This window comes from Kribbella sp. NBC_01510 (genome assembly GCF_045040325.1).
In the GTDB taxonomy this organism is placed as follows: domain Bacteria; phylum Actinomycetota; class Actinomycetes; order Propionibacteriales; family Kribbellaceae; genus Kribbella.
Window position 1 is genome coordinate 1,070,597 of the sequence record NZ_CP109418.1, and the last position, 26,017, is coordinate 1,096,613.

At 69.0% G+C, this 26,017-nt stretch carries 21 protein-coding genes; 3 read left to right on the forward strand and 18 right to left on the reverse strand.

What is annotated here, in order from left to right:
- Positions 1 to 675: 675 nt before the first annotated feature.
- The 4 genes from OG558_RS05230 to OG558_RS05245 form a co-directional block, all read right to left on the reverse strand.
- Complete coding sequence (locus OG558_RS05230; protein WP_405068623.1) at positions 676 to 2,322, reverse strand: transposase; 1,647 nt, start codon at positions 2,320 to 2,322, stop codon at positions 676 to 678.
- On the reverse strand, positions 2,291 to 3,880 hold the full coding sequence (locus OG558_RS05235; protein ID WP_405069200.1) for a DUF222 domain-containing protein: 1,590 nt from the start codon (positions 3,878 to 3,880) through the stop codon (positions 2,291 to 2,293). The genes OG558_RS05230 and OG558_RS05235 overlap by 32 nt, the downstream gene beginning before the upstream one ends.
- Before the next feature lie 315 nt (positions 3,881 to 4,195).
- Entirely contained in the window at positions 4,196 to 5,464 is a 1,269-nt protein-coding gene (locus OG558_RS05240) for an Rv2578c family radical SAM protein (RefSeq protein ID WP_405069201.1), read from the reverse strand.
- A 32-nt stretch (positions 5,465 to 5,496) separates the two neighbouring features.
- Positions 5,497 to 6,333 carry an SDR family oxidoreductase gene (locus OG558_RS05245; protein ID WP_405069203.1) on the reverse strand — a complete coding sequence of 279 codons (837 nt, stop codon included), beginning with the start codon at positions 6,331 to 6,333 and terminating at the stop codon, positions 5,497 to 5,499.
- Positions 6,334 to 6,480: 147 nt separating this feature from the next.
- Between OG558_RS05245 and OG558_RS05250 the strand changes: the two genes are divergently transcribed.
- On the forward strand, positions 6,481 to 7,293 hold the full coding sequence (locus OG558_RS05250) for a TetR/AcrR family transcriptional regulator (protein ID WP_405069205.1): 813 nt from the start codon (positions 6,481 to 6,483) through the stop codon (positions 7,291 to 7,293).
- Positions 7,294 to 7,308: 15 nt separating this feature from the next.
- Here OG558_RS05250 and OG558_RS05255 read toward each other — a convergent pair whose 3' ends face one another.
- Positions 7,309 to 7,710 (reverse strand): hypothetical protein, encoded by a 402-nt coding sequence (locus tag OG558_RS05255; RefSeq protein ID WP_405069206.1) that lies wholly within the window; start codon positions 7,708 to 7,710, stop codon positions 7,309 to 7,311.
- On the opposite strand from OG558_RS05255, the gene OG558_RS05260 reads away from it, so the two are divergent.
- Positions 7,709 to 9,133 (forward strand): HSP90 family protein, encoded by a 1,425-nt coding sequence (locus OG558_RS05260; protein ID WP_405069207.1) that lies wholly within the window; start codon positions 7,709 to 7,711, stop codon positions 9,131 to 9,133. The genes OG558_RS05255 and OG558_RS05260 overlap by 2 nt on opposite strands.
- Positions 9,130 to 11,796, forward strand: coding sequence for a hypothetical protein (locus OG558_RS05265; RefSeq protein WP_405069208.1), 2,667 nt, complete (start codon positions 9,130 to 9,132; stop codon positions 11,794 to 11,796). The genes OG558_RS05260 and OG558_RS05265 overlap by 4 nt, the downstream gene beginning before the upstream one ends.
- A 312-nt stretch (positions 11,797 to 12,108) precedes the next feature.
- Here OG558_RS05265 and guaA read toward each other — a convergent pair whose 3' ends face one another.
- The 13 genes from guaA to OG558_RS05330 form a co-directional block, all read right to left on the reverse strand.
- Complete coding sequence (gene guaA / locus OG558_RS05270) at positions 12,109 to 13,659, reverse strand: glutamine-hydrolyzing GMP synthase (RefSeq protein WP_405069209.1); 1,551 nt, start codon at positions 13,657 to 13,659, stop codon at positions 12,109 to 12,111.
- Between the two features lie 23 nt (positions 13,660 to 13,682).
- A complete protein-coding gene (locus OG558_RS05275) occupies positions 13,683 to 13,868 on the reverse strand; it encodes a hypothetical protein (protein ID WP_405069210.1) in 186 nt (61 codons plus the stop codon).
- Between the two features lie 35 nt (positions 13,869 to 13,903).
- Positions 13,904 to 14,968: a cytochrome P450 gene (locus OG558_RS05280; protein WP_405069211.1), complete on the reverse strand. Its 1,065-nt coding sequence runs from the start codon at positions 14,966 to 14,968 to the stop codon at positions 13,904 to 13,906.
- Positions 14,965 to 15,627, reverse strand: a complete 663-nt coding sequence (gene bioD, locus OG558_RS05285) for a dethiobiotin synthase (RefSeq protein ID WP_405069212.1) — start codon at positions 15,625 to 15,627, stop codon at positions 14,965 to 14,967. Before bioD ends, OG558_RS05280 begins: the two co-directional genes overlap by 4 nt.
- A complete protein-coding gene (locus tag OG558_RS05290; protein WP_405069213.1) occupies positions 15,624 to 16,745 on the reverse strand; it encodes an 8-amino-7-oxononanoate synthase in 1,122 nt (373 codons plus the stop codon). The genes bioD and OG558_RS05290 overlap by 4 nt, the downstream gene beginning before the upstream one ends.
- Positions 16,745 to 18,058, reverse strand: a complete 1,314-nt coding sequence (locus tag OG558_RS05295; RefSeq protein WP_405069214.1) for an adenosylmethionine--8-amino-7-oxononanoate transaminase — start codon at positions 18,056 to 18,058, stop codon at positions 16,745 to 16,747. The genes OG558_RS05290 and OG558_RS05295 overlap by 1 nt, the downstream gene beginning before the upstream one ends.
- Positions 18,059 to 18,148: 90 nt before the next feature.
- Positions 18,149 to 19,093: a zeta toxin family protein gene (locus tag OG558_RS05300; RefSeq protein ID WP_405069215.1), complete on the reverse strand. Its 945-nt coding sequence runs from the start codon at positions 19,091 to 19,093 to the stop codon at positions 18,149 to 18,151.
- On the reverse strand, positions 19,090 to 19,479 hold the full coding sequence (locus OG558_RS05305) for a hypothetical protein (RefSeq protein ID WP_405069216.1): 390 nt from the start codon (positions 19,477 to 19,479) through the stop codon (positions 19,090 to 19,092). Before OG558_RS05305 ends, OG558_RS05300 begins: the two co-directional genes overlap by 4 nt.
- 86 nt (positions 19,480 to 19,565) lie before the next feature.
- Positions 19,566 to 20,702, reverse strand: coding sequence for a tRNA (adenosine(37)-N6)-dimethylallyltransferase (locus OG558_RS05310; RefSeq protein ID WP_405069217.1), 1,137 nt, complete (start codon positions 20,700 to 20,702; stop codon positions 19,566 to 19,568).
- A 20-nt stretch (positions 20,703 to 20,722) separates the two neighbouring features.
- On the reverse strand, positions 20,723 to 20,911 hold the full coding sequence (locus tag OG558_RS05315; protein ID WP_329482031.1) for a hypothetical protein: 189 nt from the start codon (positions 20,909 to 20,911) through the stop codon (positions 20,723 to 20,725).
- Positions 20,908 to 21,903 carry a biotin synthase BioB gene (gene bioB, locus OG558_RS05320; RefSeq protein ID WP_405069218.1) on the reverse strand — a complete coding sequence of 332 codons (996 nt, stop codon included), beginning with the start codon at positions 21,901 to 21,903 and terminating at the stop codon, positions 20,908 to 20,910. The genes OG558_RS05315 and bioB overlap by 4 nt, the downstream gene beginning before the upstream one ends.
- Positions 21,904 to 22,595: 692 nt before the next feature.
- Positions 22,596 to 24,305: a GMC oxidoreductase gene (locus OG558_RS05325; RefSeq protein WP_405069219.1), complete on the reverse strand. Its 1,710-nt coding sequence runs from the start codon at positions 24,303 to 24,305 to the stop codon at positions 22,596 to 22,598.
- Entirely contained in the window at positions 24,302 to 25,894 is a 1,593-nt protein-coding gene (locus tag OG558_RS05330; protein WP_329482034.1) for a succinic semialdehyde dehydrogenase, read from the reverse strand. The genes OG558_RS05325 and OG558_RS05330 overlap by 4 nt, the downstream gene beginning before the upstream one ends.
- Between the last annotated feature and the right edge of the window lie 123 nt (positions 25,895 to 26,017).

A 26,017-nucleotide genomic window follows, 5' to 3' on the forward strand; every position in this document is an offset into this window, starting at 1 on the left:
TTAGTTCACGTCGCCCTGGCTGCGCGGTTGGTTGCGGGTAGCGGCCTCGACCTGGGCTTCTATGGGGCACCCTCGGGGCTGAGCGCGGCCTCCTGCCAGGGATCTGACACGCGGTCGTCGTGGTGATCGTTTGGACTTTCGCCCGCAGAGCTCACTGGATGCGCGGCTCGATCGGTTGGCTCGGAAGGCTCACCCCAGATAGCCAAGCTTGCCGCCTCACGGAGCGACGACGACCCGACATCCCCAATCCGCTCACAACCGGCGAGCCGCAGGCTGTGCAGCAGTCCTGCTCGCAGACCAGATACCGCAAGGCTCGACGCGCTGCCGGCATCAGATGCAGCAAACCCAACTCCGGATGGATCTTGTGCCGTTTGCGGCGAACTCATGCGGGATGGACCGGTCGCGCTTGGTCCGGTGGGCGGTGGCGGTGGCTGTTGGGCAGCCTGGTGTCGTGGTCGGCTGGGGTTGGGCTGCCGGGGTGGTCGGGTGGTGTGTTGTGGTGGTGGGTCGGCCCAGGTGGGGCGGGCGACGTGGACCTCGCCGTCGATGATGATGATGGTCCAGTCGCCGTGGTGCAGGTCGACATGGTGGCGGCGGCACAGCAGAGGCTGTCGCACGAATCCTCGGGGCCGTGGGTTGGTGCCGTGTTCGAGGTCCGGGGCTCCCCCCCGCCGGTCAGGCGGGCGCGGCTTGCAGCTTGAGGAGGTTGTGGACGGTGCAGATGAGGCGCCATTCGCTGTGCACGGCTGGAAGGCTGCGCCGGGCGAAGCGCCGGAATCGGAGGTTGTGCTTGATGTTGCCGAAGACGGGCTCGATGCTCGAGGACCGTTTCTTGTAGAGCTCGGTGTTGCCGGGGTCGGCGAGTTTGTTGTCCATCGCTTTGCGTGCGATCGCCGGGTCGGTGGCCTCGCCTCGGACGTGGGCGAGCATCGCGTTGATCCGGGTGTCGGAGACGGTGAGCTCGTCCCTGGCGGCTCGCTTGGACATCTCACCGCGGGCGACTTGTTCGATGACAGGGATCCATTCGGCGGGTTCGGGTTCGGCGCTGCGGGTGATGCGTTGCCCGTCGCTTCCGAAGTACCGCTTGGTCATGTCCCCCACCCAGGTGTGGGAGACACCGAGGATCTCGCCGGCCTTGCGTTGTGACAACTCACCACGGTTGACCTTGGCCAGGACGGCGAGCTTGTCGTCGTCAGGCTTGTCGGCCTTGCGCCACGAGGACTTCTTCGTCGCGATCAGAACCTCGGCGCCGACGCCGGTGGTGCCGTTGGCAGCTGTCCAGTAGCCGGCGTCGGCAACGAACGCCCCGACACCGTCGCCGTGTCCGGCGTCAGTGAGGTTCTCGGCCACCGCTGTGGCCATGGGCAGGAAGTGGGGTTGGTCGTTGGTGGTTGCGGTGGCCTCGGCCGCGACCACGATCTGACCGGTGGTTGCGGCGGCCTGGGCGTTGTAGCCCTGCAGCACGCCCTTCGAGGCGGTCGCGATGATCCGTGAATGCGGGTCGGTAGTGTTGGCCCGCCGGGGACGCGACCGCCGTGCAGTGTCCTTCTTGGGTGCCGGCCCGGTCAGTTTCCGGCCGCGCTCGGCCTCCTTCTTCGCCCGCTCGGCCATCCGGGTCTCGTAGTCACGCGCCTTCTGCGATTCCAGCTCGTCCAGCGCGGCCCGGATCCGTGCCCGCCGGTCCCGGCCACCTGCCCATTGCGCAGGAAGCTCATCACCGCGGGACTCACCGTGCTCGGCGTCCTCGGCCTCGTCGACCGCCGCCGCCTCGTCCAGAATCGCCCTCGCCGCTGCCTTCGCAGCCTCAGCCAACCCGGCAGACCCCGCCAGCCCTGCTGCGTCCTGCGACTCGTTGGCCTCGGCAAACCCTGCGAGTTCCTTGCTCAAGGCATCACGTTTGCGGTTGGCGAAGAACGAGGCATTCGCAGCGATCTTCGTGCCGTCGATCGCGACCACACCGGCATCGACCAGCCCGGCCTTCACACACAAACCAAGGACCTGCCCGAACAGACCGGCGATCGCTCCTTGATGACGTGCCCGGAACCGCGCGATCGTGGCGTGATCGGGCCGCTGATTCGCCGCGACCACCCGGTAAGCGACGTCCTCAACCAAACGCCGCTCGACACGACGCGAGGAACGCTCACCAGTGCAGTACGCATACAGCAACACCGCCATCATCATCGACGGGTCATACACCGAACCACCGCGCCCATCGGTCCGATACGCCGCGAAGAACTCCGCAAGATCAAGCTCAGCCACGGTGTCGAGCACGAAGAACGCCAGATGATCCTCAGGCAGCCACTCCCGCACAGAAGGCGGCATCAACATCAGCTGGTCCACATCGCCACAACGCACGTTCACAGCCACACCCGAGTATTTCGCACCACCCCAGCCCCACCCGCCCGACACGCGATTCATGCGACAGCCTCAGCAGGCACAGGTTGTGCACGGCGGTGGCGCCGCCGTCGATCCAGGACTGCAGGTGGTGGGCGTCGCACTGCACCGGCGGCGCGCCGCAGACGACGCAGCCTTTGTCGCGGGCGTTCAGGGCGCGGCGCATCGCGCCGGTGACGAGCCGCTCGGCCCGCCCGACATCCAGCGGCTCCGACTTCGACCCCAACACCAGCGGGATGACCTTCGCGTCGCAGGCCAGCCGTCGGATGGTGGCCGCGGACAGGCCGTCGCCGTACACCACGTCGCCGATCGCGTCCGCGGCCGCCGACTTCAGGTCCTGCAGGTCAATGGTCACGGTGATGTTCGCCTTCGCACCGAACCCCGGAATCCGCCCAGACCCACCGGCCCCGGCCGTCCCGTCCGCCCTACCGGTACCGGCCGGACCGGCACCAGTCGCCCTGGCACCGGCTGGCTCCGTCGTACCGGCGCCGGCCTCACCCGCGTCCGCCAGGCCGGCGCCCGCCGCATGCACCGCACCGTCATCAGCCGCACCTGCCGGACTGGCACCAGCCGCACCCGTCGTACCGGCGCCCGCCGTACTGGCACCGGCCGTGTGGGGTGCGGCTGTAGGGGCTGGGGTGGTGGCGGGTGGGGTGGTGGCGGTGTCGTAGGCGGTGGCGGCGAGGGTGAGGGCGGTGGTGAGGGCGTCGGCTTGGCGTTTGTCGCGGGGGCGGGGGTCGAGGTCGCCGGTGAGGGTGCGGTGGGGGCGGGCGCCGGCGTGGATGAGGGAGCGGAGGAGTTCGGCGTTTTCGTTGGCCAGGTAGCCGCGGAACTTCACGCCCCGGTCGGCGCCGATCAGGGTCAGCGATTCGCGGGCGTAGGCGTGGTGTTCGTCGGGTTCGGGGCCGTCGGTGTCGAGGACGTCGCGGACGCGTTGGCCGGCCTTGCGTAGTTCGGCCGGGGACAGGTGGCGGGCCAGGCCGACGAGTTCGCGTTCGGCCACGTCGAGGTCCTCGACCGCGACGGTGTCGGGGACTTTCTCGAGCGCGGTCACGATCGCCTCGGCCTGGGCCGGGCGCAGGAACCCCTCCGCGGCACCCGCGCCATCCGCCTCGTCCGGCTCGTCCGGCTCGTCCGGCTCGTCCGGGTAGTCCGGGTCGTCCGGGTCGTCGGTGAGTTTGTCGGGGCTGTCTGCTGCGCGGTAGGGCGTCGGCAGGGCGGCCGACACGGCGGCGTACTTCGACAGCGTCTGGGCCAGGCGGACGTCGCGGCGGGCTTGGGGGCGGTCGAGGCGGTAGCGGAACGCGAGTAGCTGGGTGGTGTCGTGGGCGCCGATTTCCTGGGCGTAGCCGTCTTGGTCGAGGGCGGCGATGAGGTGGAGGCGGTAGGTCTGTCGGCGGGCGAGGTCGGCCTCGAGGGCGTCGAGAGCCGCGAGCTTTTCGCTGCCGCTCATCGACCACACCGGTCGCTCGCCGAGGAGTTCCATGCCGTCAACTCTAGACACAGCCACCGACAGTTCTCAAACCCAGAAACCCTTTTTTTCAAGGGATCTGACTATCCACAGGCGTCAATTGTTGTGGACAACCTCACGATGGTTGCCTTAGGCAAAATATTCACGGAGAGCCAATGGGCGCGTGCGGGACGCGCGGGGCACCAGTAAGCAAATCCCCGACGCCGGTTGTTCCGCGATCTCCACAGTTTGTTGGGCTTTCGCTGAGCGCGCGACGAGATTAGGCCGCGTGGCGTAGGTGGGCAACGAAGGAGTGGACGTGGTTGCCGCGTGGGTTATCCAGCCGGCCGGTTAGAAGAGGGGCTGTTGAGTTGGTGGTGGTTCATGGCTGGTGGGTTTGGGGGATGGCGGGCGGCGGAAGCGGGTGGTGGGGTCGGGTTCGCCCCAGCCGGTGGCGGAGTCGGAGGTGGCAGTGCGGCCCGGGGCTTCGACGATGCCGCGAGGGTGGTTCGCCTTGGCGCGGGGTTCGTTGGACTTAGCGCGAGGCTGGGCGGACCCCGCGCGAGGTTGGACGGCCCCCGCGTCGGGCTGGGCGGACCCCGCGCCGGGTTGAGTGGACCTCAGGCGGGGTTGGGTCGGGGAGCCCGGGAGAGGGTCGGATCTGTGGCTGGCGCCTCGGCCGAAGCCGTGTTTGTCCAGCAGTGGGCGGGCCTTTTGTTCGAAAGCCTTGCGGTAGCTGGGAGAAGCGTAGGAGCCGTGCGCGTAGAGGGATTCGTAGCGGGCCACCAGGTGGGGGTGGTCTTTGGCCAGCCAGGTCATGAACCAGTCTTTGACGCCGGGGCGGAGGTGGAGGACGAGGGTGGTTACGCCGGTGGCGCCGGCTTCAGCCAGCTCACCGAAGAGGTGGTCCAACTGGTCGGGTGAATCCGTCAGCCAAGGGAGGACGGGGGCCACCATGACGCCGCACGGCAGGCCGGCTTCGCGGACGGCTCGGATGAGGTCGAGGCGGCCGCGGACGGAGGGGACGCCGGGTTCGACGTGCCGCCGGAGCTCTTCGTCGCCCAGGGCCAGCGAGATCCCGATGCCCACGGGGACCTGCTCGGAGGCGGCGGCGAGGAGCGGGAGGTCGCGGCGGAGCAAGGTGCCCTTGGTCAGCACGGACAAAGGCGTGCCGGAGCCGGCCAGGGCGTCGATGATGCCCGGCATCAGGCGGTAGCGGCCTTCGGCTCGCTGGTAGGGGTCGGTGTTGGTGCCTAGGGCAACTTGTTCGTGGTTCCAGGACGGGCGGGTGAGTTCGCGGCGGAGGACGTCGACCACGTTGGTCTTCACGACGATCTGCTGGTCGAAGTCCAGGCCTTGGTCGAGTTCGAGATAGCGATGGCTCGGGCGGGCGAAGCAGTAGCGGCAGGCATGGGTGCAGCCGCGGTACGGGTTGACGGTCCAGTTGAAGGGCAGCGACGTACCGGGCACCGAGTTCAGCGCGGATCGGGCGACGACCTCATGGAAGGTGATGCCCCGGAACTCCGGTGTCGTCACCGATCGGACCAGACCCGCGATCGACCCGAGACCTGGCAACGTCCCTGGAGTCTCGACATCAAGCTGCTGACCGGCCCATCTCATGCATCACAGTCGAACACATGTTCGGCACCAAATCAACCGAGGAAGGCACCAGCGTTCGCGACCGCCCACTCGCGATACGTCACCGCCGGCCGACCGAGAAGCGATGGCACCGTCGGCTCGGGCTTCATCGGATGCTCCGCCATCATCCGGAATCCGTCCAGCAACCACTGCGCCGTCTCGAGCCCGATCACCGGCGCGAGCAGATCGAGATAGCCGGCCGGCGTCAGTTCCTCGAAGCGAACGTCCCGCCCGATCGCCGCCGAGATGCACGCGACCTGCTCCGGCGCCGTCAGTCCGTCCGGCCCGCTCATCGTGAGCTTCTGCCCGCTGTAGTTCGAGGAGAGCAGGACGACCCGCGCGACCGCCGCGATGTCCCCCAGATCGATCGGCGTCTGCACCGCTCCGGCGTACGGCGCGCGCACGACCCCCTCGGCCTTGATCGACGCCGCCCAGTCCAGCGTGTTGTTCATGAACTGCCCCGGCCGCAGGAACGTCCAGTCGAACCCGCCCGCCTCGATCGCCCGCTCAATCCGGTAGTAGTGCCACGTCGACGGATCCCCCTGCGCCTCGTAGTCCGCGGGTTCGCCCGACAGTACGACGACCCGCCGCACGCCGGCCTCTTGAGCGCAGCGGACGAAGTCCTCCACGTACGCCGGAAGTGGCGCGAGGTACACCGTGTCGACACCGGCCAACGCGGCAGGCAAGGTCGCCGGCTTGCCCAGATAGCCGCGTGCGACCTCGACACCGTCCGGCAGCGCGGCCCGGGTCGGGTTGTTGGTGAGCGCGCGTACCGGGGCGCCTGCCGCCACCAACTCGTCCACCAGGAGCCGCCCCACACTCCCGGTCGCGCCGGTCACCAGGATCGTCATGCCGTCTCCCCTCACGCCAAAGTTAATTCTCGTAGGCTATACGAGAATCTGACTCGGTGCCTATGAGTCCCTCGGTGACGGGCGACGTGCGACGCTTGCCGTGCGCCCGGAGGGGCAGGGTCGGGAGTGCTGGAGAGCGGAGGGGCTTTGACGGTTCGCCGGAGTGGTGAGGGGCAGCCGGAGCGGACGCTGGCGCTGCTGTGGCGCAACCACCGCAAGCGGGCCGCCGAGGCAGGGCGGGCGACGCCGGGCCGCGAGGCCCGAGGGGCTGGGCGGCGGCCTTCGTTGGATGTGGACGAGGTTGTCATGGCGGGGATCCGGTTGGCGGATGAGCAAGGGCTCGTCGCGGCCTCGATGGGTGGAGTGGCCAAGGAGTTGAGAGTCGGGACGATGACGCTCTACACCTACGTCCCGTCCAAGGAGGAGTTGCTCGACCTGATGGTGGATCAGGTGCTGGCCGAGCGCGACCTGCCCGGCGCCGGTGCGCCACGCCCGGACGACTGGCGCGAGCAGATCGAGGTCTACTCGGAGCAGACCCGAGCGATGTTCCAACGGCACCCCTGGCTCGCGCAGGTGTCGACGATCCGTCCGCCGGTCGGCCCCGGCATGCTGGCCGGCCGCGAGTACCTGCTGTCCGCGTTCCTCGGCCTAGGCCTCAGCCCAGCCGAGACCAACACGGCCGCGCTCGCGATCACGACGTACGTCGACTCCGCCGCCGGCCTGGAAGCGGAGAGCGAACTGATCGAGCGCGCGACCGGTCAGAGCAACGACTCCTGGTGGTACGAGCGCAGCGACCTCTGGGAGACGTACTTCGACGTCGAAAGACATCCCGCGATGACAGCGATCTGGAACGCGAACGGCTACCAGTCGAGCACGCGCGAGGCCGCGGCCGAGTCCTACCGCTACGGCCTCGACCGTCTCCTCGACGGCATCCAGGCGATGGCTCCGGAAACCCTATAAATCAAGGGGAAGCGTTCACCACCGCCCGTCACCAACGCTAAGCGAACAGTCGCCGACCCTGGCATGCCGTAGGTTGCCGTGGTGCGCGAGAACTTCCAGGTCGACCTGCAAGGGATCGTCGACCTGCTGAGCAACCATCTGTACAGCAGTCCCCGGGTGTACCTGCGCGAGCTGCTGCAGAACGCCGTCGACGCGATCACGGCCCGCCAGGCCACCGATCCCGGTACGCCGCAGCGGATCGACGTACGCACGGCCGACGACGGGCTGAGCATCTCCGACACCGGGATCGGCCTCACGCCGGACGAGGTGCGGGAGCTGCTGGCAACGATCGGGCGGAGCTCGAAGCGGGACGAGATCGGGTTCGCCCGGACCGAGTTTCCTCGGCCAGTTCGGCATCGGTCTGCTGTCAGCGTTCATGGTCGCGGACGAGATCGAGGTCGTCACCCAGCCGGCCGGCGGTCCGGCCACGCACTGGATCGGCACGGCGGACGGCCGCTACACCGTTGCGGAGACGACGGATCGTCCCGAGCCGGGTACGACGGTCACGCTCAAGGCGCGGCGTGGTGCGGAGCAGTGGTACAAGAAGGCCACAGTGGTCGAACTGATCCGCCTGTTCGGTGCACTGCTGCCGATCGAGATCCTGGTCGACGGCGAGCAGGTCACCGACGCCACCGCACCCTGGGAGGGCTCACGGGCCGATCTGCTCGGCTATGCGCAGGACAAGCTCGGGTTCACGCCGTTCGACGTGATCCACTTGAACAATCCGGCCGCCGGGCTCACCGGTGTCGCGTTCGTGCTGCCGTTCGCCGCGAACCCGGCCGAGCGGGCAACGCACCGCGTGTACCTGAAGCGGATGCTGCTCGCCGAGAACGTCGAAGGGCTGCTCCCCGACTGGGCGTTCTTCGTCCGCGCCGTCATCGACACGTCCGAGCTGCGTCCGACCGCGAGCCGCGAGGCGCTGTTCGACGACGGCAACCTCGAAGCCACCCGGGACGCGCTGGGTGCGCAGTTGCGTGGCTGGTTGGTCCGCCTCGGTAACACGGACCCGGCCAAGCTGGACCGGTTCCTCGCCATCCACCAGCTCGGCGTGAAGGCGCTCGCGCTCCACGACGACGAGATGCTCCGGCTGGTCCACCGCTGGCTGCGCTTCGAGACGAACCATGGACGGATGACAACCGCTGAGCTGCAGGAGCGCAGCGGTGAGATCCGCTATGTCGCCACGGTCGAGGAGTTCCGTCAGCTGGCCGCGGTTGCAGCCGCACAGCAGATCACTGTGGTGAACGGCGGCTACACCTACGACAGCGAGCTCCTCGAGCGCCTCCCCGAGGTAGTGCCCGATCTGGTCACCACACGGTTCGATCCGACCGAGCTGAGCACGAGCTTCGACAGTCTGGACCCGGACACCGAGCTAGGGCTGCGCCCGTTCGTACGGCTCGCGCAGGCCGCGCTGGACTCGGTCGGTTGCGAGGTAGTGGTCCGTGCGTTCGAGCCTGCCGGTCTGCCCGCGCTCTACCTCGTGGACCGGTCCGCACAGTTCGCCAGTGAGCTCAGAGCCACCAAGGATCGTGCGGACGCGCTATGGTCCGAGGTACTCGGTGCACTCGACACCCACGACGACAGCCGGCCGCAACTCGTTCTGCACTACCGCAGTCCTTTGGTACGGCGGATGGCGTCACTGAACGATCCTGAGCTCGCACAGCTCGCAGTCGAAGGGCTGTACGGACATGCGCTGATGCTCGGTTACCACCCGATCAGTCCGGCGGACTCTGCACTGGTGAACCGCTCTTTCCTCGGTCTGCTCGACCAGGCTGTCCCGACGCAGGAGGACCCGACCCGATGAATCAGGAACTCGTGGACCGACTGCAGCGCGCCGAGAGTGCACCGTACGGGAAAGCGCGGTCGGCTTTGCTGGAGGACGTCGTACGGCGGGCCGATGCGGCCGGTGAGGAGGACCTGGCGTTCTACAGCCACCTCTCGCTCGTGACGGCGTACGTGATGGGGGGCGAACCGCGGAAGTCACTGGTGCCGTTCGCGCGGTGCGTGGCGGACTGGGATGCGTCACCCGACCAGTACCGCGGTTACTCGCACACGTTCCTGTGGTGCTTCAAGTACGCGCCGAGCACGCTGACCAAGTTCCCCGAGGTGCCGCTGGATCGTGCGTACGCCGTACTGGACGACATGGAACGGCGTTGGCGGCAGGGCGGCCACAGCATGCACGCCGTCCATCAGCACCGGTGGCTGGTCGCACACCACATCGGGGATGCGGACACGGCGGCCGAGCAGTTCCGGCTGTGGTCTACCGCGCCGCGCGACGACCTGTCGGACTGCGTCGGCTGCGACCCGACGTCGAAGGTGCACCACCTGACCAGCGTCGGGCGTACGGCGGACGCCGTCGCGCTGGCCGTGTCCGTGCTGGACGGGCAGCTCACCTGCGCGGAGCAGCCGCAGCAGATGCTGACCGCTCTGCTGCCGGCCTATGTCGCCGAGGGCATGTACTCCGAGGCGGTGGACGCACATCGGAAGGCGTACCGGATCCTGCGCGGGCGGGTCGGCGAACTGAGCGAGCACGCGGACCACGTGGTGTTCCTGGCTCGGACCGGCAACGAACTGAAGGCCGTCGAGCTGATCGAGCGGCACGCACCCGAGCTGGCCGACCCGCCGTCGCCGTACGCCGAGATGGTGTTCGCGGCGGGCGCGTCACTCGCCCTGAGCCGGGTCGACGCCGGACTGATGATCCGGCAACCGTCCGGCGCCACACCGGCTGCTGAGCTGGCGGAGCAACTGGCCGCGAGAGCTCTGGACCTGGCAGCCCAGTTCGACGCACGGAACGGGACGACGCATCGCAGCGACGAGATCCGCGCGACGCTGACCGCCGAGCCATGGGTGGAGTACCTGCCGCTCTCGGAGACCGCCCGGCGCGCCCAGCTCCGGAAGCAGGCCCAGCCGGCCGCCGAACCCTCGGACCAGCCGCCACTCGGTCCCGCTCGGCCGGAGCCCACCGGCCGCGGCTGGCTCGACGAGGCCGAGGACGCGTGGCAGCGCGGGCAGTCCGAGCAAGCGATCATGGCCTGGCAAGTGTTCGAGCAGGAGGTGCCGGAGAGCGAGTGGACTGCACTCGACCGCGCCCGTGCCCTGGACGGGCGAGGGTTGCTGGCGTCCGACAAGCCGGAGCGCGCGCTGGAGTCCTGGCGCGAAGCACTCGCGCTGTACGCCGATCTTGGTGAAGAGATCCGCCTGCTCCGCGACCGTGGACGGATCGGCCGTCTGCTCTGCGAGCAGGGACAGGTCGAGGAGGGACTCGCGACCAGCGAGGAGCCGCTGCGCCGGCTGATCACCGAGGACGAGCCGCGACGTCAGGGCCACTGGCAGTACTCGCTGGCGACCGTGTACGCCCACGCCGGCCGCTACGACGACGCCGTACGCGAACTGCGTGAGCTGCGTGTACGTCCGGACGTCGAGGAGGAGCTCCTGGCGGGCGCAGCGATGATGCAGGGCGACCTTCTCGCGCAGCTGGGACGCTTCGGGGAAGCGGAAGAGGCCGCCACGGTGGCGTCGGGCGCTGCGAGTGAACTGGTGCGGTCCTTCGCGTTCAGGCAGCGTGGGCGGATCCGCCTCGAGCTCGAACGCCCGGCCGAGGCAGCCGAGGACCTGACTGAGGCAGTCGCACTGCTGGCCGGCGTACCGGGCATGGAGGTTCAGGTAGCGCTCGCCCGGTTGGAGCTGGCGCGTGCGTATCTGATGACCGGGCGGCCGCTGGAGGCGGCGGAGACGGGTGAGGAGGCGCTGCCGGTGCTGGGCGGTGACCCTGGCCTCGCCCAGCCGCTTGCCGACGCGCGCGGCGTACTCATCGAGGCCTACCGTTCGCTGGGCGAGCTGGAGTCCGCATTGACCAAGGTGCGCGAATTGCAGGCGTCCGCGCCGGCCGATGCGCATCCGGCCTGGTTGGCGATGATCCGGCACGACGAGGGCTTGCTGCTGGAGAAGCTCGACCGCGACGAGGAGGCGGTCGAGGTGCTCCTGTCCGCAGCCTCGCAGTACGCCGCTGCCGAGCAGCCGATCGAGCAGGTGCAAGCACTCCGACTGGCGGCCCAGTCCGCCCGCTACACCGGTGACTTCGCCCAGGCGGTCGAGCTGATCGACAGTGCCCGCCCGCTGCTGACCGCTCTGCCGTCAGCCGACCAGCGAGTCATCTTCCAGACCGCCGGTGTGCATTGGGATCTGGCGCTGATCGCCCTACAGCGGGGCGACGCGGACACCGCCGTACAGCAGGCGTCACAAGCCGCCGACCACTACGAACGCCGCGGCTACGCGGACCAGCAACTCAACGCGCATCTACTGGTCGCCGAGCACAGCGCCGACGAGACCCTGCTGGAGCAACTCTTCCCAACCCTGACCACCGGCACCGAACCCTGGTACCGCGCCGGCTGGCTCCTCGTCGACCGCTTCAAGACCCGGGGCCGCGCCCAAGACGCAGCCTCCCTGGAGGCGCGCCTCAGCGAATAGCCGCCGTGGGGTGTGGACCCTCAGTGAAGTCCTGGGACACCTGGCCGGTGGAGACCTGACGCGTTGCCCCCTGAAAGGGGGGCTCCCGGCCAGCGGCATCGCCAAACCCGCCACCACCGCCGGGGCGGGTGCGGGTGGACTTCCAGGCCATCACAATCACCCAGACGCCGCCACCGCCCGCGGGCGGCCTTCGTCCCCGCCTCATTGTGAGGGCCTGGCGATCTGGTCGACGGCGCGCGCAACACCTACGCATCCAGCAGCAGCCGATGCCTCACGGATCCAGGCTCCGGCCTTGGCGTCAGGGGTGAGTGATCACTCCCACTCGATGGTGCCGGGGGGCTTGCTGGTGATGTCGAGGGTGACGCGGTTGATTTCGTCGACCTCGTTGGTGATGCGAGTGGAGATGCGTTCGAGGACGTCGTACGGAAGGCGGGCCCAGTCGGCGGTCATGGCGTCCTCGCTGGTGACGGGGCGCAGTACGACGGGGTGACCGTAGGTGCGGCCATCACCCTGGACGCCGACCGAGCGGACGTCGGCCAGCAGGACCACCGGGAACTGCCAGATGTCGCGGTCGAGACCGGCCGCGGTCAGCTCGGTGCGGGCGATCAGGTCGGCCTGGCGCAGGAGGTCCAGGCGCTGCTTGGTGACCTCGCCGATGATCCGGATGCTCAGCCCCGGGCCTGGGAACGGGTGCCGGTAGACCATCGCCTCGGGCAGGCCGACGGCCAGGCCGAGCTCGCGGACCTCGTCCTTGAACAGTGTCCGCAGCGGCTCGATCAGGCTGAACTGCAGGTCGTCCGGCAGGCCGCCGACGTTGTGGTGCGACTTGATGTTCGCCGTCCCGGTGCCGCCGCCGGACTCGACCACGTCCGGGTACAGCGTGCCCTGGACCAGGAACTCGATGTGCCGCTCGGCGTCCACCTTGCGCGCGGTCGCCTCGAAGGTCCGGATGAACTCGCGGCCGACGATCTTCCGCTTCTGCTCCGGGTCGGTCACGCCGGCCAGCGCGCCGAGGAACTGCTCCTCCGCGTCGACCATCTCGAGCCGGATCCCGGTCGCGGCGACGAAGTCCTTCTCGATCTGCTCCGACTCGCCCGCCCGCTGCAGGCCGTGGTCGACGTACACACAGGTCAGCTGGTCGCCGATCGCCTTGTGCACCAGGGCCGCCGCGACCGCGGAGTCGACGCCGCCGGACAGCGCGCACAGCACCTGCTTGTCACCGACCTGCTGGCGGATGAGCTCGACCTGCTCGTCGACGACGTTCGTCGTGGTCCAGTCGCCCTTGCACCCGGCGATGTCGTACAGGAAGTGCTCGAGCACTGCCTGCCCAGCCTGCGAGTGCAGGACCTCCGGGTGCCACTGCACGCCGGCCAGCCGCCGGTCCAGGTCCTCGAACGCCGCCACGGGCGCGCCTTCGGACGCCGCGAGTACGGCGAAACCGGCGGGCGGCGCGTGGACGGCGTCACCGTGGGACATCCACACGTTGAGGTCCTCGGGGATGTCGGCCAGCAGCGTGCCGGCCGCGCTGACCGTCACCGGGGTGCGGCCGAACTCACGCAGACCGGTCCGGCGGACCTCGCCGCCGAGCGTCTGCGCCATCGCCTGGAAGCCGTAGCAGATCCCGAACGCCGGTACGCCCGCGTCGAACAGCGCGGTTTCGACCCGCGGCGCACCCTCGGCGTACACAGACTGCGGCCCGCCGGACAGGATGATCGCCTTCGGCTGCCGCGCCAGCATCTCCTCGACGGGCATCGAGTGCGGCACGATCTCGGAGTACACCTTGGCCTCGCGGACCCGGCGCGCGATCAGCTGCGCGTACTGCGCCCCGAAGTCGACGACCAGAACCAACTCATGCTCAGTCACCTTGCAAAGCCTATCGGTGCAGGTCAGCGGGGTTGTAATCGAGCGGTCCGGGGGGCAGCCGGCACCGGGTCGTTGGTGATCTCCAGTCCGGGGAAGCGGCGGCGCATGGCGGCCTCGTAGCGGGTGGCCGCGGCCGGCTCGCCGATGAAGTCGGCGAGCTGGTGCTGGCCGAACCACAGCCGCACCCGGCGGCGAGGTGGGAAGCTCACCCGGCGGACGCTATCGCCGCCGGTTGTCCGCGGTGTTACTCCGCGTTACGAACGGAAGTCACCATCAGCCGCTTCGGTGCTCTGAACGACAGCAGGTCGATCATCGGCGGCTCCTCCACCAGGCGTACGGCGCTCAGCAGGCCGGCCGCACACTCGAGCGCAACCCGCGCCTCCATCCGAGCCAGCCCGGCCCCCAGACACCGATGCACGCCAACCCCAAATGCCAGATCCGCCGGCCCGCCATGCCCAGAGAGCCCGAGCAGCACAGAAGCGCCACCAGGCAGCTCGACATCCCCAACCACCGCGGGCCCAGCGGTGACTCGCCGCCATGTCGGCACCGACGAAGCCTCCCGCAAGACGTCCTCGACAACAGGCGCCGGGTCGCCTCCTGCCAACAGAGTGTGGTGGAACGTGGTGGAGATGAGTTGAGTAGTGGTTTCCTGGCCGGCGATCAGGAGGAAGTAGCCGACCGCGCACACCTCTTCGTCGGTGAGCCCCAGTGCCACGAGCACCCCGAACAGGTCGTCTCCGGGAGCTTGGCGGGCGGCCGTCGTACGGGATCGAAGCCAGGCGTAGAACTCAGCCGCACTGTGCGCCAGCTCCAGTTGACGGTCCTCGTCCGGCCAGCCCCAGAACAGCTCGAGCGAATCCAGACTCCACGCCTTCAACGCCGGTACGTCGACCTCCGTCAGCCCGAGCATGTCGAGTACGACGAGCGCCGGCGGCTCGGCCGCGACAGCCTGGACCAGGTCCACCTGCCCGTCGCGTTCCACCACCTTGGTCGCCTCGGCCACCCGAGCCGCCGTCAGGTCGCGAGCCAGCCGCTCCGCCGCCGCCACCCGCGCGGGACTGAAGAACCGCGCCACCGCCGCCCGGATCGGCCGGTGCGACTCCCCCGCGTTGTTCGCCAACGTCGGCGGTAACGCGAACCCCACCCCCGACAGCACCCGCAACGCCTTCACCGACAACGGCGTGTGCGCCAGTACGGCGTTGTCCGGCCGGAACGTCGCCGGATCCAGCAGCACCTCGCGGGCCAGCGCGGGGTCGTCGACCACCCAGTACCCGAGCTCCTCGTCGTACCGCGCCGGACACCCCGTCATCGGAACCAGCCGGGCGCGTCCCTGATGAACGCGCTCCGATCAAGCCGCCCCGCGCCCGCCGGGATCCGGCCGATCACCGGGACGCCGGTCGTCACGGGCAGATCCTCGAGGTTGCACTCCTCAGCCAGATCAGGCTTCGCCGGCCACGAGCCGATCACCAGTCCGTCGATGGGCAGGCCGCGAGCCCGCAGAGCCTCGACGGTCAGCCCGGTGTGGTTGAGCGTCCCGAGGCCCGAGCGCATCACTACGACGAAGGTGAACGGCATGGTCAGGTGCGCGGCGAGGTCGGCCAGGTTGTTGCCCGCAGCATCCAGTCCGACCAGAAGCCCGCCGGCCCCTTCGACGAGCACGGTGTCATACCGACCCGCCAGATCGTCGATGAACTTGGCGTGCTCCTCGACAGTCGGCAACGGCACACCCGCACGCCGAGCAGCGGTGGTCGGCGCCAGCGGATCCCGCAGCCGGACACCTTCCTGCAACTCGGTGATCCCGGTCAGCCGCTGAACGTCGGCGAGATCCCCCGGCTCGTCGGCGGTGACGCCAGTCTGCGCAGGCTTGACAACAACAACCCGCCCACCACAGGCGTGGTGGACAGCCAACGCGGCGGTGGTGATGGTTTTGCCTACGCCGGTGTCGGTGCCGGTGATCAGGATGATCATGAGACCTGGCCGATCGCGTCGACGATGACGGCGCAGGCGTGGTCGAGGTCGGCCTGCGTGAGGCCGGCGTTGGCGGTCAGTCGGAGGCGGGAGATGCCGTCGGGAACCGATGGTGGACGGAAGCTGCCGACGCGGACGCCTGCCGCCAGACAGCGGTCCGCGGCGTGGACGGTCTCGCGGGGGCCCGGCATGGGGACGGAGACGACGGGTCCCGCGGCGGGCGGGACACCGCAGGCGGCGGCGAGGCGGGTGGCTGCGGCGTGGATGGCGTCGGGACGAGTGGGCTCGGCTTGCAGGACGTGGAGAGCAGCCAGCGCGGCGGCGCAGGCGGCTGGGTTCAGGCCGGTGTCGAAGATGAAGGGACGGGCCCGGTTGACGAGGTGTTCGCGCAGGATGCGTGGCCCCAGGACGACACCCCCTTGGGAGGCCATTGCCTTGGACAACGTCATGGTGACCAGCACATGGTCCTGACCGGCCAGACCGGCGGCGTGCACGGAGCCACGGCCGCCGCCGGTGACGCCGAAGCCGTGAGCCTCGTCGACGAGCAGTACGGCGTCGTGCGCTCGGGCAACGGACGCGAGGTCGGCCAACGGCGCCGCATCGCTGAGCACGCTGAAGACCGACTCGGTCATCACCACCGCGTGCGGTTCGTTGCGTTCGGCAAGCACCTTGGTGACCGCGTCGACGTCGTTGTGCGGGACGATCTCGACCCGCGACCGGGACAACCGGCAGGCGTCGACGAGCGACGCGTGGATGTGGTCGTCGGACACCATCAGCGTGCCGGGTCCACCGAGCGCGGTGACCACGCCGAGATTGGCGAGGTATCCGGACGAGAACACCAGCGCCGACTCCTGGCCGACGTACGATGCGAGCGCCGATTCCAGTTCCTCGTGCAGAGCCGTCGTACCGGTCACCAGACGGGATGCCGTCGATCCGGTGCCCCAGACGCAGACGGCCTCGGCCGCGGCCTCGATCACGCGCGGATCGGATGCCAGGCCAAGGTAGTCGTTGCCCGCGAGGTCGATCAGCTGATCGTCGGCCGCGCGGGCCCGGAGCCGGCGGGTCAGGCCGCGGGACTCCAGCGCCGCGGCCTTCGGAGCGAGCCAGTCCTCGAGCATCAGCCGGCCTCCTCGACCGCACCCGCGATCGCCGCCGCGATGGTGGCGATATCGTCGTCGGTGCACACGTACGGCGGCATCGTGTAGACCAGATCGCGGAACGGCCGAACCCACACGCCGCGCCGCAGCGCCGCCTCGGTCATCCGCGGCAGATCCACCGGCCCACCGAGTTGTACGACGCCAACCGCGCCGAGCACCCGGACATCCTTGACCACCGGCAGCGATGATGCGGGAGCCAGACCGGCCGACAGACCCGCCGAGATACGAGCGACCCGGCCGGCCCAGTCCTGGGACAGCAACAGGTCGATCGACGCGAGCGCGACCGAACAGGCCAGCGGGTTGGCCATGAAGGTCGGGCCGTGCATCAGCGCGCCGCCCGGTCCGTTCGAGACTGTCTGCGCGACGTCCGTCGTACACAGCATCGCGGCCAGTGTCAGGTAGCCCCCGGTCAAGGCCTTGCCGACGCAGAGGATGTCCGGATCGATGCCCGCGTGCTCGGAGGCGAAGAGGGTGCCGGTGCGGCCGAAGCCGGTGGCGATCTCGTCCAGGATCAGCAGGAATCCGTGCCGGTCCGCGAGGTCGCGCAGCACGCGCAGGCAGGCCGGGCTGTACGGGTACATACCACCCGCACCCTGGAGGATCGGCTCGACGATGATGCCGGCGATCTCGCCCGCGTGCCGCTCCGCCAGCTCGGTCACGGCGGCGGCCCAGGCGAGCAGCTCCGGATCGTCGTCCGGGCGATCGAACCCGGCCGGCGGCTGCGGCCCGAACACCTGCTCCTTCAACGCGCCCGTGAACAGCGAGTGCATCCCGTTCACCGGGTCACACACGCTCATCGGTGCGAACGTGTCGCCGTGGTACCCGCCGCGGACAGTCAGCATCCGGGTCCGCCCGTTGTTGCCTCGGGCAACTTGGTACTGGAGCGCCAGCTTGATCGCGACCTCGACCGAGACCGAGCCGGAGTCACAGAAGAACACGTGCCGCAACGGTTCCGGAGTGATCTCGACCAGCCGCTCGGCCAGCCTGATGGCCGGCTCGTGGGTCAGCCCGCCGAACATCACGTGGCTGAAGTCGTCCACCTGGCTCTTCACCGCAGCGTCCAGCACGGGGTTGCGGTAGCCGTGGATCATGCACCACCAGGACGCCATCGCGTCGATCGCCTCGACCACCCCGCCGGCCCTGTCGTCCAGCTGCAGCCGTACGCCGGACGCACCTCGGACCAACCGGACCGGCGACGGCTCGGTCAGCGAGGAGTACGGATGCCAGAGAAGCTCCGAATCCTGCTGTAGCCGCCGATTGACCGCCTGTGACACCGTGTCCCGCCTCCGTCCTGAGGACTCACCACGGTAATCGCTGCTCGCCACGACAGCAGGCGTGGGTGGCCAGGATGTGGCCTAGCTCTCCTACAGTTGGGTGCCGGCTGTTGCGATGTGCAACGTCACTGCGTCGGGGTGCAGCCGCGGCCGGGCCATCGCCGTCACCGTCTTGGCGCCTTCGAGCGATTCGTCCCGGATCCACTGCACCGGCGCGGCAAGCCCGATCCGGCCAACCACCGAGGCAGTCTCCAGGAAGTTCCGGGACTCCAGCACAGTCCAGGCGCGGTCTCGCTCCCAGGTGATCGCTTCGGCCGTCCGCGCGGGTTGCTGCCACTGACGGTCGGCGTCGCGCTGGTTGCCGTAGATGAGCTGCCCGTCCGGACGCAGTACGGCGATCCGGTCGGCCCACTCCCCTTGGTCGATCAGTTCGGCGGCTCGCAGCACACCGGCGTACCCGGCATCGTGGACGCTCTGCATCGCCAGCCTGCCGAAGCCGAAGCTCTCCAACGCGCGCATGTGCCGTTCGAGGACGCCGAAGCGGCTGCGTGCCTCGTGCATCGCCAGGATCGCGACCTCGATCTGGAATCCCGCCTCCTTGAATCGGCGGGCCGATGTCGCGAGGCCGTCGGGGTCGATGCACTCCGTCTCGACGATCGCGTCGTACCGCTCCTGGATCACCAGTTCCTCGGCCTGCGCCAGCCAGCGCCGGCCGTCGGCCGCGACGTACTTGCCGGCGGTCGTCGGTACGTCGGTGATCGGCTCGTGGAAGCGTGGATGGTACGGCTCGTAGGCGGTCGCGCTCAGTACGACGGGACGGCCGCGACGATGCAGAACGGCCTTGACCATCGCGGTGATCGTGGCCTTGCCGTCGCCCGGCTGACCACCGACGAACACCACGACCGGCTGCTCCTGCGCGGTGCCGGTCAACTGGTCGGGAACGATCCGGTCGCGGAAGATCCGCCCACTCTCCGCCTCGGCCAGCAGGTAGCGGTCGTCGTCACCGGCCGGCCCGGTCCCCCACACATCGGTCACGCTCGCCCCAGCACTTCGTTGCCGCCTGCGTCCTCATCGCCGGCCACGGCGTCGAAGTCGTCCTCGTCATCGCGCTTGCCGGCGTCGTCTTCATCATCGTCGTGCTCCTCGACGCTGAGGAGCTTGTCGGCGTCGAGGCGGATGCGCTTGATCGCGCGGGTGTCCAGCGGAGTGAGCTCCTGCCCCCGCGCGGCCCAGGCCTGCTGCTCGTCCCGCCAGCCCGCGATGGCGTCGGTATCCGGCTCGGTGGCCGTCTCGATCAACCGGGTGTAGTAGCCGATCGCCTGCCGGACACCCTCCTGCGCGGTCTCGTACGCGATCGCCTGCGGCCCCGTCCAGGTCGCCGTACCGAGCTCGGCCAGAACGTTGAAGGCGACGTTAACCACACCTGGACGATATCGGACATCCCGGGTCACGCACGGACCGGCGGGGCCGTGCTTGGCCGCTTCCAAGGCGGCTCGCACTCTGAGGTCTACCGTCGGCGCGAGCCGCGCGTTCCCTGCCGGGACCGGGCGTCGCCACCGGAGCGACCCGACCCTTCGGACCGCTTCCCGCCCGAGCGTTGGCCGCCCGGGCGACCGCCACCTGACCGATCCCCGCCTGAAGACTTGCCTCCCGGGGCGGTAGCCCTGACCGGACCGGCTGCGAGGGCGGCTGTCACGGCGGCGAACGCGTCGATGGCACCGCGGACCGGCTTGATGCCCGTGAGTTTCGGGATCGCCGCGCGCTGGCGCCGGGTGTGGGTGCGGATGCGCTCGACCACCCGATCGCGGACCTCGGCCAGGTCTTCCACCGTGAGGTTCTCGACCGGTCGGCCGCGTTCCAGGGCGACGTCGAACCATTCGGTGTAGCCGTGGGTGTGGACGACCTGGTTCGGCGACTTCTGGCCGAGACGGCCGTACTGCGCCAGGACGTCGTACCGCTCGTCGAGGCCGAGGACCTCGTCCCGCAGCCCGCGGCGGACCTGCTCGTCGTACGTCGCCGCTACCCGGCGATCGATGTCCGTGGCCGGACGGTCCACCGCGAGCACGATCTGCCGGGCCGCGCCCGGGGTCTCGGCGCGGTCAGGATCGTTGCCCATGGCATGCGCCAGTGCGTTGACGATGGCGTCGTAGTTGTTCGCGTGGATCTTCCCGGCTGCCTTCGGGTCCAGCCGGGACAGGACGGCGTACGCGTCCTCGGCCATGCTGCGCGGGAAGTCGCGGCGGACCGCGTTCCGCGCCTCGGCGACCGCGTCCACCTCCCAGCCCTCGAGTAGGGAACGCAGGTAGACACTGGTGCCGCCGACGATCACTGGCACACCACCGGACGCCCAACTGGCGTCCATGTGCTGCCGTGCCTCGGCGACGAACGTCTCCAGCTCGAGCTTCCGCACCGGCTCGGTGACGTCGATCATCGTGTGGCGGATGCCGCGCATCTCCTCCGGCGTGGTCTTGCTGGTCCCGATGTCCATGTACCGGTACACCTGGCGCGAGTCGGCCGACACGACGATCGGCTCGAGTCCGAGTTCGTCCCGGATCCGCAGACACAGGTCGACCGACACCGCGGTCTTCCCGGCCGAGGTCGGTCCGTAGAGAGCGACCAGCAGGCGAGGTACGGCGTCGGACATGCCTCAAACCCTAGTCGAGGTCAGTGAGACGCGAGCTCACCGTGGACCGAGCAGCGGGCCGACCAGCCCATCGGATGGACCTGGACGACCATCCGGCGCCGGCACTCGGCGCAGTACCTCGGCGGCTCGAGCGCCAACGCCTGACGGCACCGGTCGTGATCGCCGTCGGCCAGCTCCCGGCCGCAGTGGCCGCAGTAGACCTCGGTCACAACGTCTTCTGCAGCTCTTTGACCGGCATCTTCAACTCGGCCAGCAGGTCGAGGTCCGCGGTCGCCGGGCGGCCGAGTGTGGTGAGGTAGTTGCCGACGATGACGGCGTTGATCCCGCCGAGCAGACCCTCGCGGGTGCCAAGGTCGCCCAGGGTCAGCTCGCGTCCGCCGGCGTACCGCAGGACGGTCCGGGGCATCGCGAGCCGGAACACGGCGATGGTCCGCAGCGCGTCCTTGCCGGCCATGATCTCCAGGTCGCCGAACGGCGTACCGGGACGGGGGTTCAGGAAGTTCAGCGGGACCTCGTGCGGGTCGAGCTCGGCCAGCTGGGCGGCCAGCTCGGCGCGCTGCTCGAGCGACTCGCCCATCCCGACCAGACCGCCGCAGCACAGTTCCATCCCGGAGTCGCGCACCATCAGGCAGGTGTCCCAGCGCTCCTCGAAGGAGTGCGTGGTGACGACGTCGCCGAAGTACGAGCGGGCCGACTCGAGGTTGTGGTTGTAGCGGTGCACACCCATCGCCTTGAGCTCGTCGACCTGCTCCTGCGTGAGCATGCCGAGCGAGCAGGCGATGTTGATGTCGACCTCGGCGTTGATCGCCTCGATGCCGGCCTTCACCTGCGACATCAGCCGCTGGTCAGGACCGCGGACGGCAGCGACGATGCAGAACTCGGTCGCGCCGGTCTTCGCGGTCTCCTTGGCCGCCTCCACCAGCTCCGGGATGTTCAGCCAGACGGAGCGCACCGGCGAGGTGAACTGGCCGGACTGCGAGCAGAAGTGACAGTCCTCCGGGCAGCCGCCGGTCTTCAGCGAGACGATCCCCTCGACCTCGACCTCCTCGCCGCACCACTTCACCCGCACCTCGTGGGCGAGTGCGAGCAAGTCGGGCAGCAACTCGTCGGGCGAACGGAGAACCTCGACCAGCTGCTCCTGGCTCAGGCCGACGCCCTGTTCCAGAACCTGCTCACGTGTCACGCCCAGGATGTCGCTCATGGTTCTCCTGCCTCATCGAACGGTCGGCTCACAGTAGGACAGGCCGGTACGTCGTCTCTGCGGCGGGCGTCACGTGAAACACCCGAGAGCGACCTGCTCCAGCGACTCTCTGCCACCCCCGGGAGAAAGTTTCTGGATTTTCTCTGGAACCTCGTAACCCCCCGTAGATGGGCTCGTTGATGTGTGCAGAGGCGGTTACCGCAAGGAAGACCGCCACCCGGTTACAAGGAGCGACGAATAGCTGATCATTACGATCAGCACGCAGAGTGGTCACAACCACTCGCAAGGACTCGAAACTCCGGAAATCGGATGTAAGGTAGTAGCCAAGAGCTCGGGTCGCCAGCCATGGTTGGTGACCCGATCCCAAAGCGCCGGGCGCCTCACCCCGGCTTGAGTGGGTCCCTCGGGAAGCGATTTGGGCGGAAACGCTCCCGAGGGACCTGCTCCCTTTTCCAGGCCTTTTGGAAGACCAGCGGTGCAAACCTCGACTCCGGCGCGGAGTTGAGGTTTTTTCATTTGCCACTACCGGTCTTAGTCACCACTGGAGGGTTGGGACACCCCCTGGGGAGCTGCGACAGGAAATAACGTGTTCCAGATCCCGAGTTCCTGTCCAAGGCCACGAGAATGGCCCACTCGGGAAGCCGGTCAGGACGCGGCGGGATTACGCCGGCAGGTTGAGTGTCCTGGTTGTGTTACGGCTCCGTCACAGACTGTTTCGGGATGATCGGGATGATCGGGAGGTGGAGGGCTCCGGGCGCGTCGGCCGGTACGACGGGATGCGCCGGCTTCACCGGCTGGACCCGCTGGTACGCCGATCCGAGCGCCGGGCGGACGTCGTCCGCACCCTTGTTCGGCCAGAACGCGAGCGCCCGCTCCGCCTGGGCCGTGATGGTCAGCGCCGGGTTGACGCCGAGGTTCGCCGAGATCGCGGACCCGTCCAGGATGTGCAGGCCGTCGTACCCGTAGACCCGGTGGTACGGATCGACCACGCCGGTCTCGGGTGAGTCGCCGATCGCGCAGCCGCCGATGAAGTGCGCCGTCATCGGCACGTTGAACGGCTCCCCGATCGTCCCGCCCGGGGTCCCGTTCATCAGCTTCGCCATCCGGCGGACCACCTGGTTCGCGACCGGGATCCAGGCGGGGTTCGGGGCGCCGTGGCCCTGCTTCGAGGTCAGCCGCCAGCGTCCGAGCCGGTCCCGCTTGCCGAACGTGGTGATCGAGTTGTCGGCGGTCTGCATCACCAGCGCGATCACGGTCCGCTCGGACCAGTGCTTCAGGTCGTACAACCGGCGGATGTTCTTCCGCTGCACGCGGAGCTCACGCAACCAGGTCCGCCACCGCGGCTTGTCCCCGTCGCCGTCGGTCAGCACGGTCTGCAGCAGCGACATCACGTTGCTGCCCTTGCCGTACCGGACCGGCTCGATGTGGGTGATGTCGTCCGGGTGGAACGACGACGTGATCGCGACCCCACGGCTGTAGTCGACGTCGCGGTCTCGCGAGATCGCGCCCAGCAGCGACTCCGAGTTCGTCCGGGTCAGCACGCCGAGCCGGTCCGACAGTCGGGGCAGTTTGCCCTCGTCCCGGAGCCGGTGCAGGAGTCTCGCCGTACCCAACGCCGAGGCAGCGAAGACGACCTGGCCTGCGGTGAACCGCCGCGTGCTCTTCCGATCCGAGGTACGCCGGGTGTCCACGGCATACCCGCCGTCCCGCAGCGGCTCCACCGAGGTCACCGTGGTCATCGGGAAGACCTGTGCGCCGGCCTGCTCGGCCAGGAAGAGGTAGTTCTTCGTCAGCGTGTTCTTCGCGTTGTGCCGGCAGCCGGTCATGCACTCGCCGCAGTCGATACAGCCGGTACGACGCGGGCCCGCGCCACCGAAGTACGGATCGTCGGCCTCGACACCTGGCTCACCGAAGAAGACGCCGACCGGGGTCGGGTGGAACGTCTCCCCCACGCCCATGTCGTCGGCGACCTGCTTCATCACCCGGTCCGCCGGCGTGAAGCCCGGGTACGTGGTGACGCCGAGCATCCGCTTCGCCTGGTCGTAGTACGGCGCGAGCTCGTCCTTCCAGTCGGTGATGTGCGCCCACTGGCGGTCGGTGTAGAACGCGGGCAGCGGCTCGTAGAGGGTGTTCGCGTAGACCAGACTGCCGCCGCCGACTCCGGCGCCCGACAGGATGATCACGTCGCGCAGCGCGCTGATCCGCTGGATGCCGTACCAGCCGAGCTTCGGCGCGAACAGGAACCGCTTGGTATCCCAGGAGTTCTTCGCGAACCCGGCGTCGTCGAACCGCGCGCCCGCCTCCAGGACAGCGACCTTGTAGCCCTTCTCGGTCAGCCGCAATGCGCTGACGCTGCCACCGAAGCCAGAGCCGATGATCACGACGTCATAGTCGAAAATCATGCGCGGCCCAGCTTCTTGAGGATCCGCAGTGCGCCGGTCATCAGTTCGGCGTACGTCTCGTCGGACAGGCCGTGTGAGGCCGCGATCGGCAGCAGGCGCTGGGTCGCGATCGCCTGCGGATCGACGTACCGGCGGATGCCTTCGGCGCCCTGGCGGCGGCCGAGCCCGGACGCTCGCATGCCACCCATCGGGGTGTCGATCGATCCGAACGTCGCCCCGTAGCCCTCGTTGACGTTGACCGTGCCGGCCACCAGTTGCGCGGCGATCGCCCGGCCGCGGCGGCCGTCCCGGGTCCAGACGCTCGCGTTGAGGCCGTACTCGCCCTCGTTCGCCCGCTGGATCGCCTCGGACTCGTCGGAGAACCGGTAGATCGACACGACCGGCCCGAAGGTCTCGTTGTCGAAGCACTCCATCGCCGGCGTCACCCCGGACAGCACGGTCGGCTCGTAGAACAGCGGGCCGATGTCCGGCCGGGCCTTGCCGCCGACGAGCACCGTGGCGCCCTTCGCCCGCGCGTCGTCGACATGCCGGGACACGGTCTCCAGCTGGGCCTTCGAGATCAGCGAACCCATGTCCACGTCCCAGCCGGTCCCGGCTGACAACCGGATCTTCTTCACCCGGTCCACGAACGCCGTGACGAACGCGTCGTACACCTGGTCGGCCACGTAGAGCCGCTCCATCGAGACGCACAGCTGGCCGGCGCTCGCGAAGCAGGCCCGGACAGCGCCCTCGGCGGCGCGGTGGATGTCGGCGTCGCGGAGGACGAGCATCGGGTTCTTGCCGCCGAGCTCGAGGCTGCAGCCGATCAGCCGCTCGCCGGCCTGCCTGGCGACCAGCCGGCCGGTCCTGGTCGAGCCGGTGAAGCAGATGTAGTCGGCGTTCTGGATCAGGGCGCCGCCGACGGTCGGGCCGTCGCCGTTCACCGGCTGCCACGCGTCCCGTGGCAGGCCCGCGTCGTACAGCAGCTCGATCGCCCGGAGCGCGGTCAGCGGGGTCTGGCTGTCCGGCTTGTGCACGATCGTGTTGCCGGCCAGCACCGCGGGCAGACCGTCGGCCATCGCCATGCTGAGCGGGTAGTTCCACGGCGAGATGACGCCGACGACGCCCTTCGGCACGAACCGCTGCTCGGCCCGGGTGAGGATCGGGAAGATGCCCAGCTTGCGCTGCGGCTCGAGCAGCTCGGCGGCCTTGCGGCCGTAGTAGCGGGCGGTCAGCGCGACGTGCGCGACCTCCTCGAACGCCTGCTTGCGGGCCTTGCCCGACTCCCGGATGACCAGGTCGACCAGCTCGTGGCGGTGATCCAGGACGAGGTCGTGGTAGCGCAGCAGGATCGCGGCCCGCTCCGCGAGTGGCACCCGGCGCCAGGTCTGCTGGGTCCTGCGGGCCGTCCGGATCGCGGCGATCACGTCGTCCGGGCTGGACACCGGCAGGTCCGCGATCGGCTGACCGGTCGCCGGCGCGTACGACGTCCGCGTGCCGGCCGTCGCCCGCAGCAGCCCCGAGAGCCGCCGGATGACCGACTGATCGGTCGCGTACGACGCGGTCGGGTCGAGCTCGGGGTCAGCCGGAATCGAGGTCTGCTCGCTCATTCATCCAGGCTACCTGCCGGTAATAGCCATGTCAGCAGTGCAACTCGGTCGTGTCAGGACTGAGAGTTCCGAGCGTTTGACCACTAAGCTGATCGGCTGAACCTGCGAAGGGGTGGAACGTCG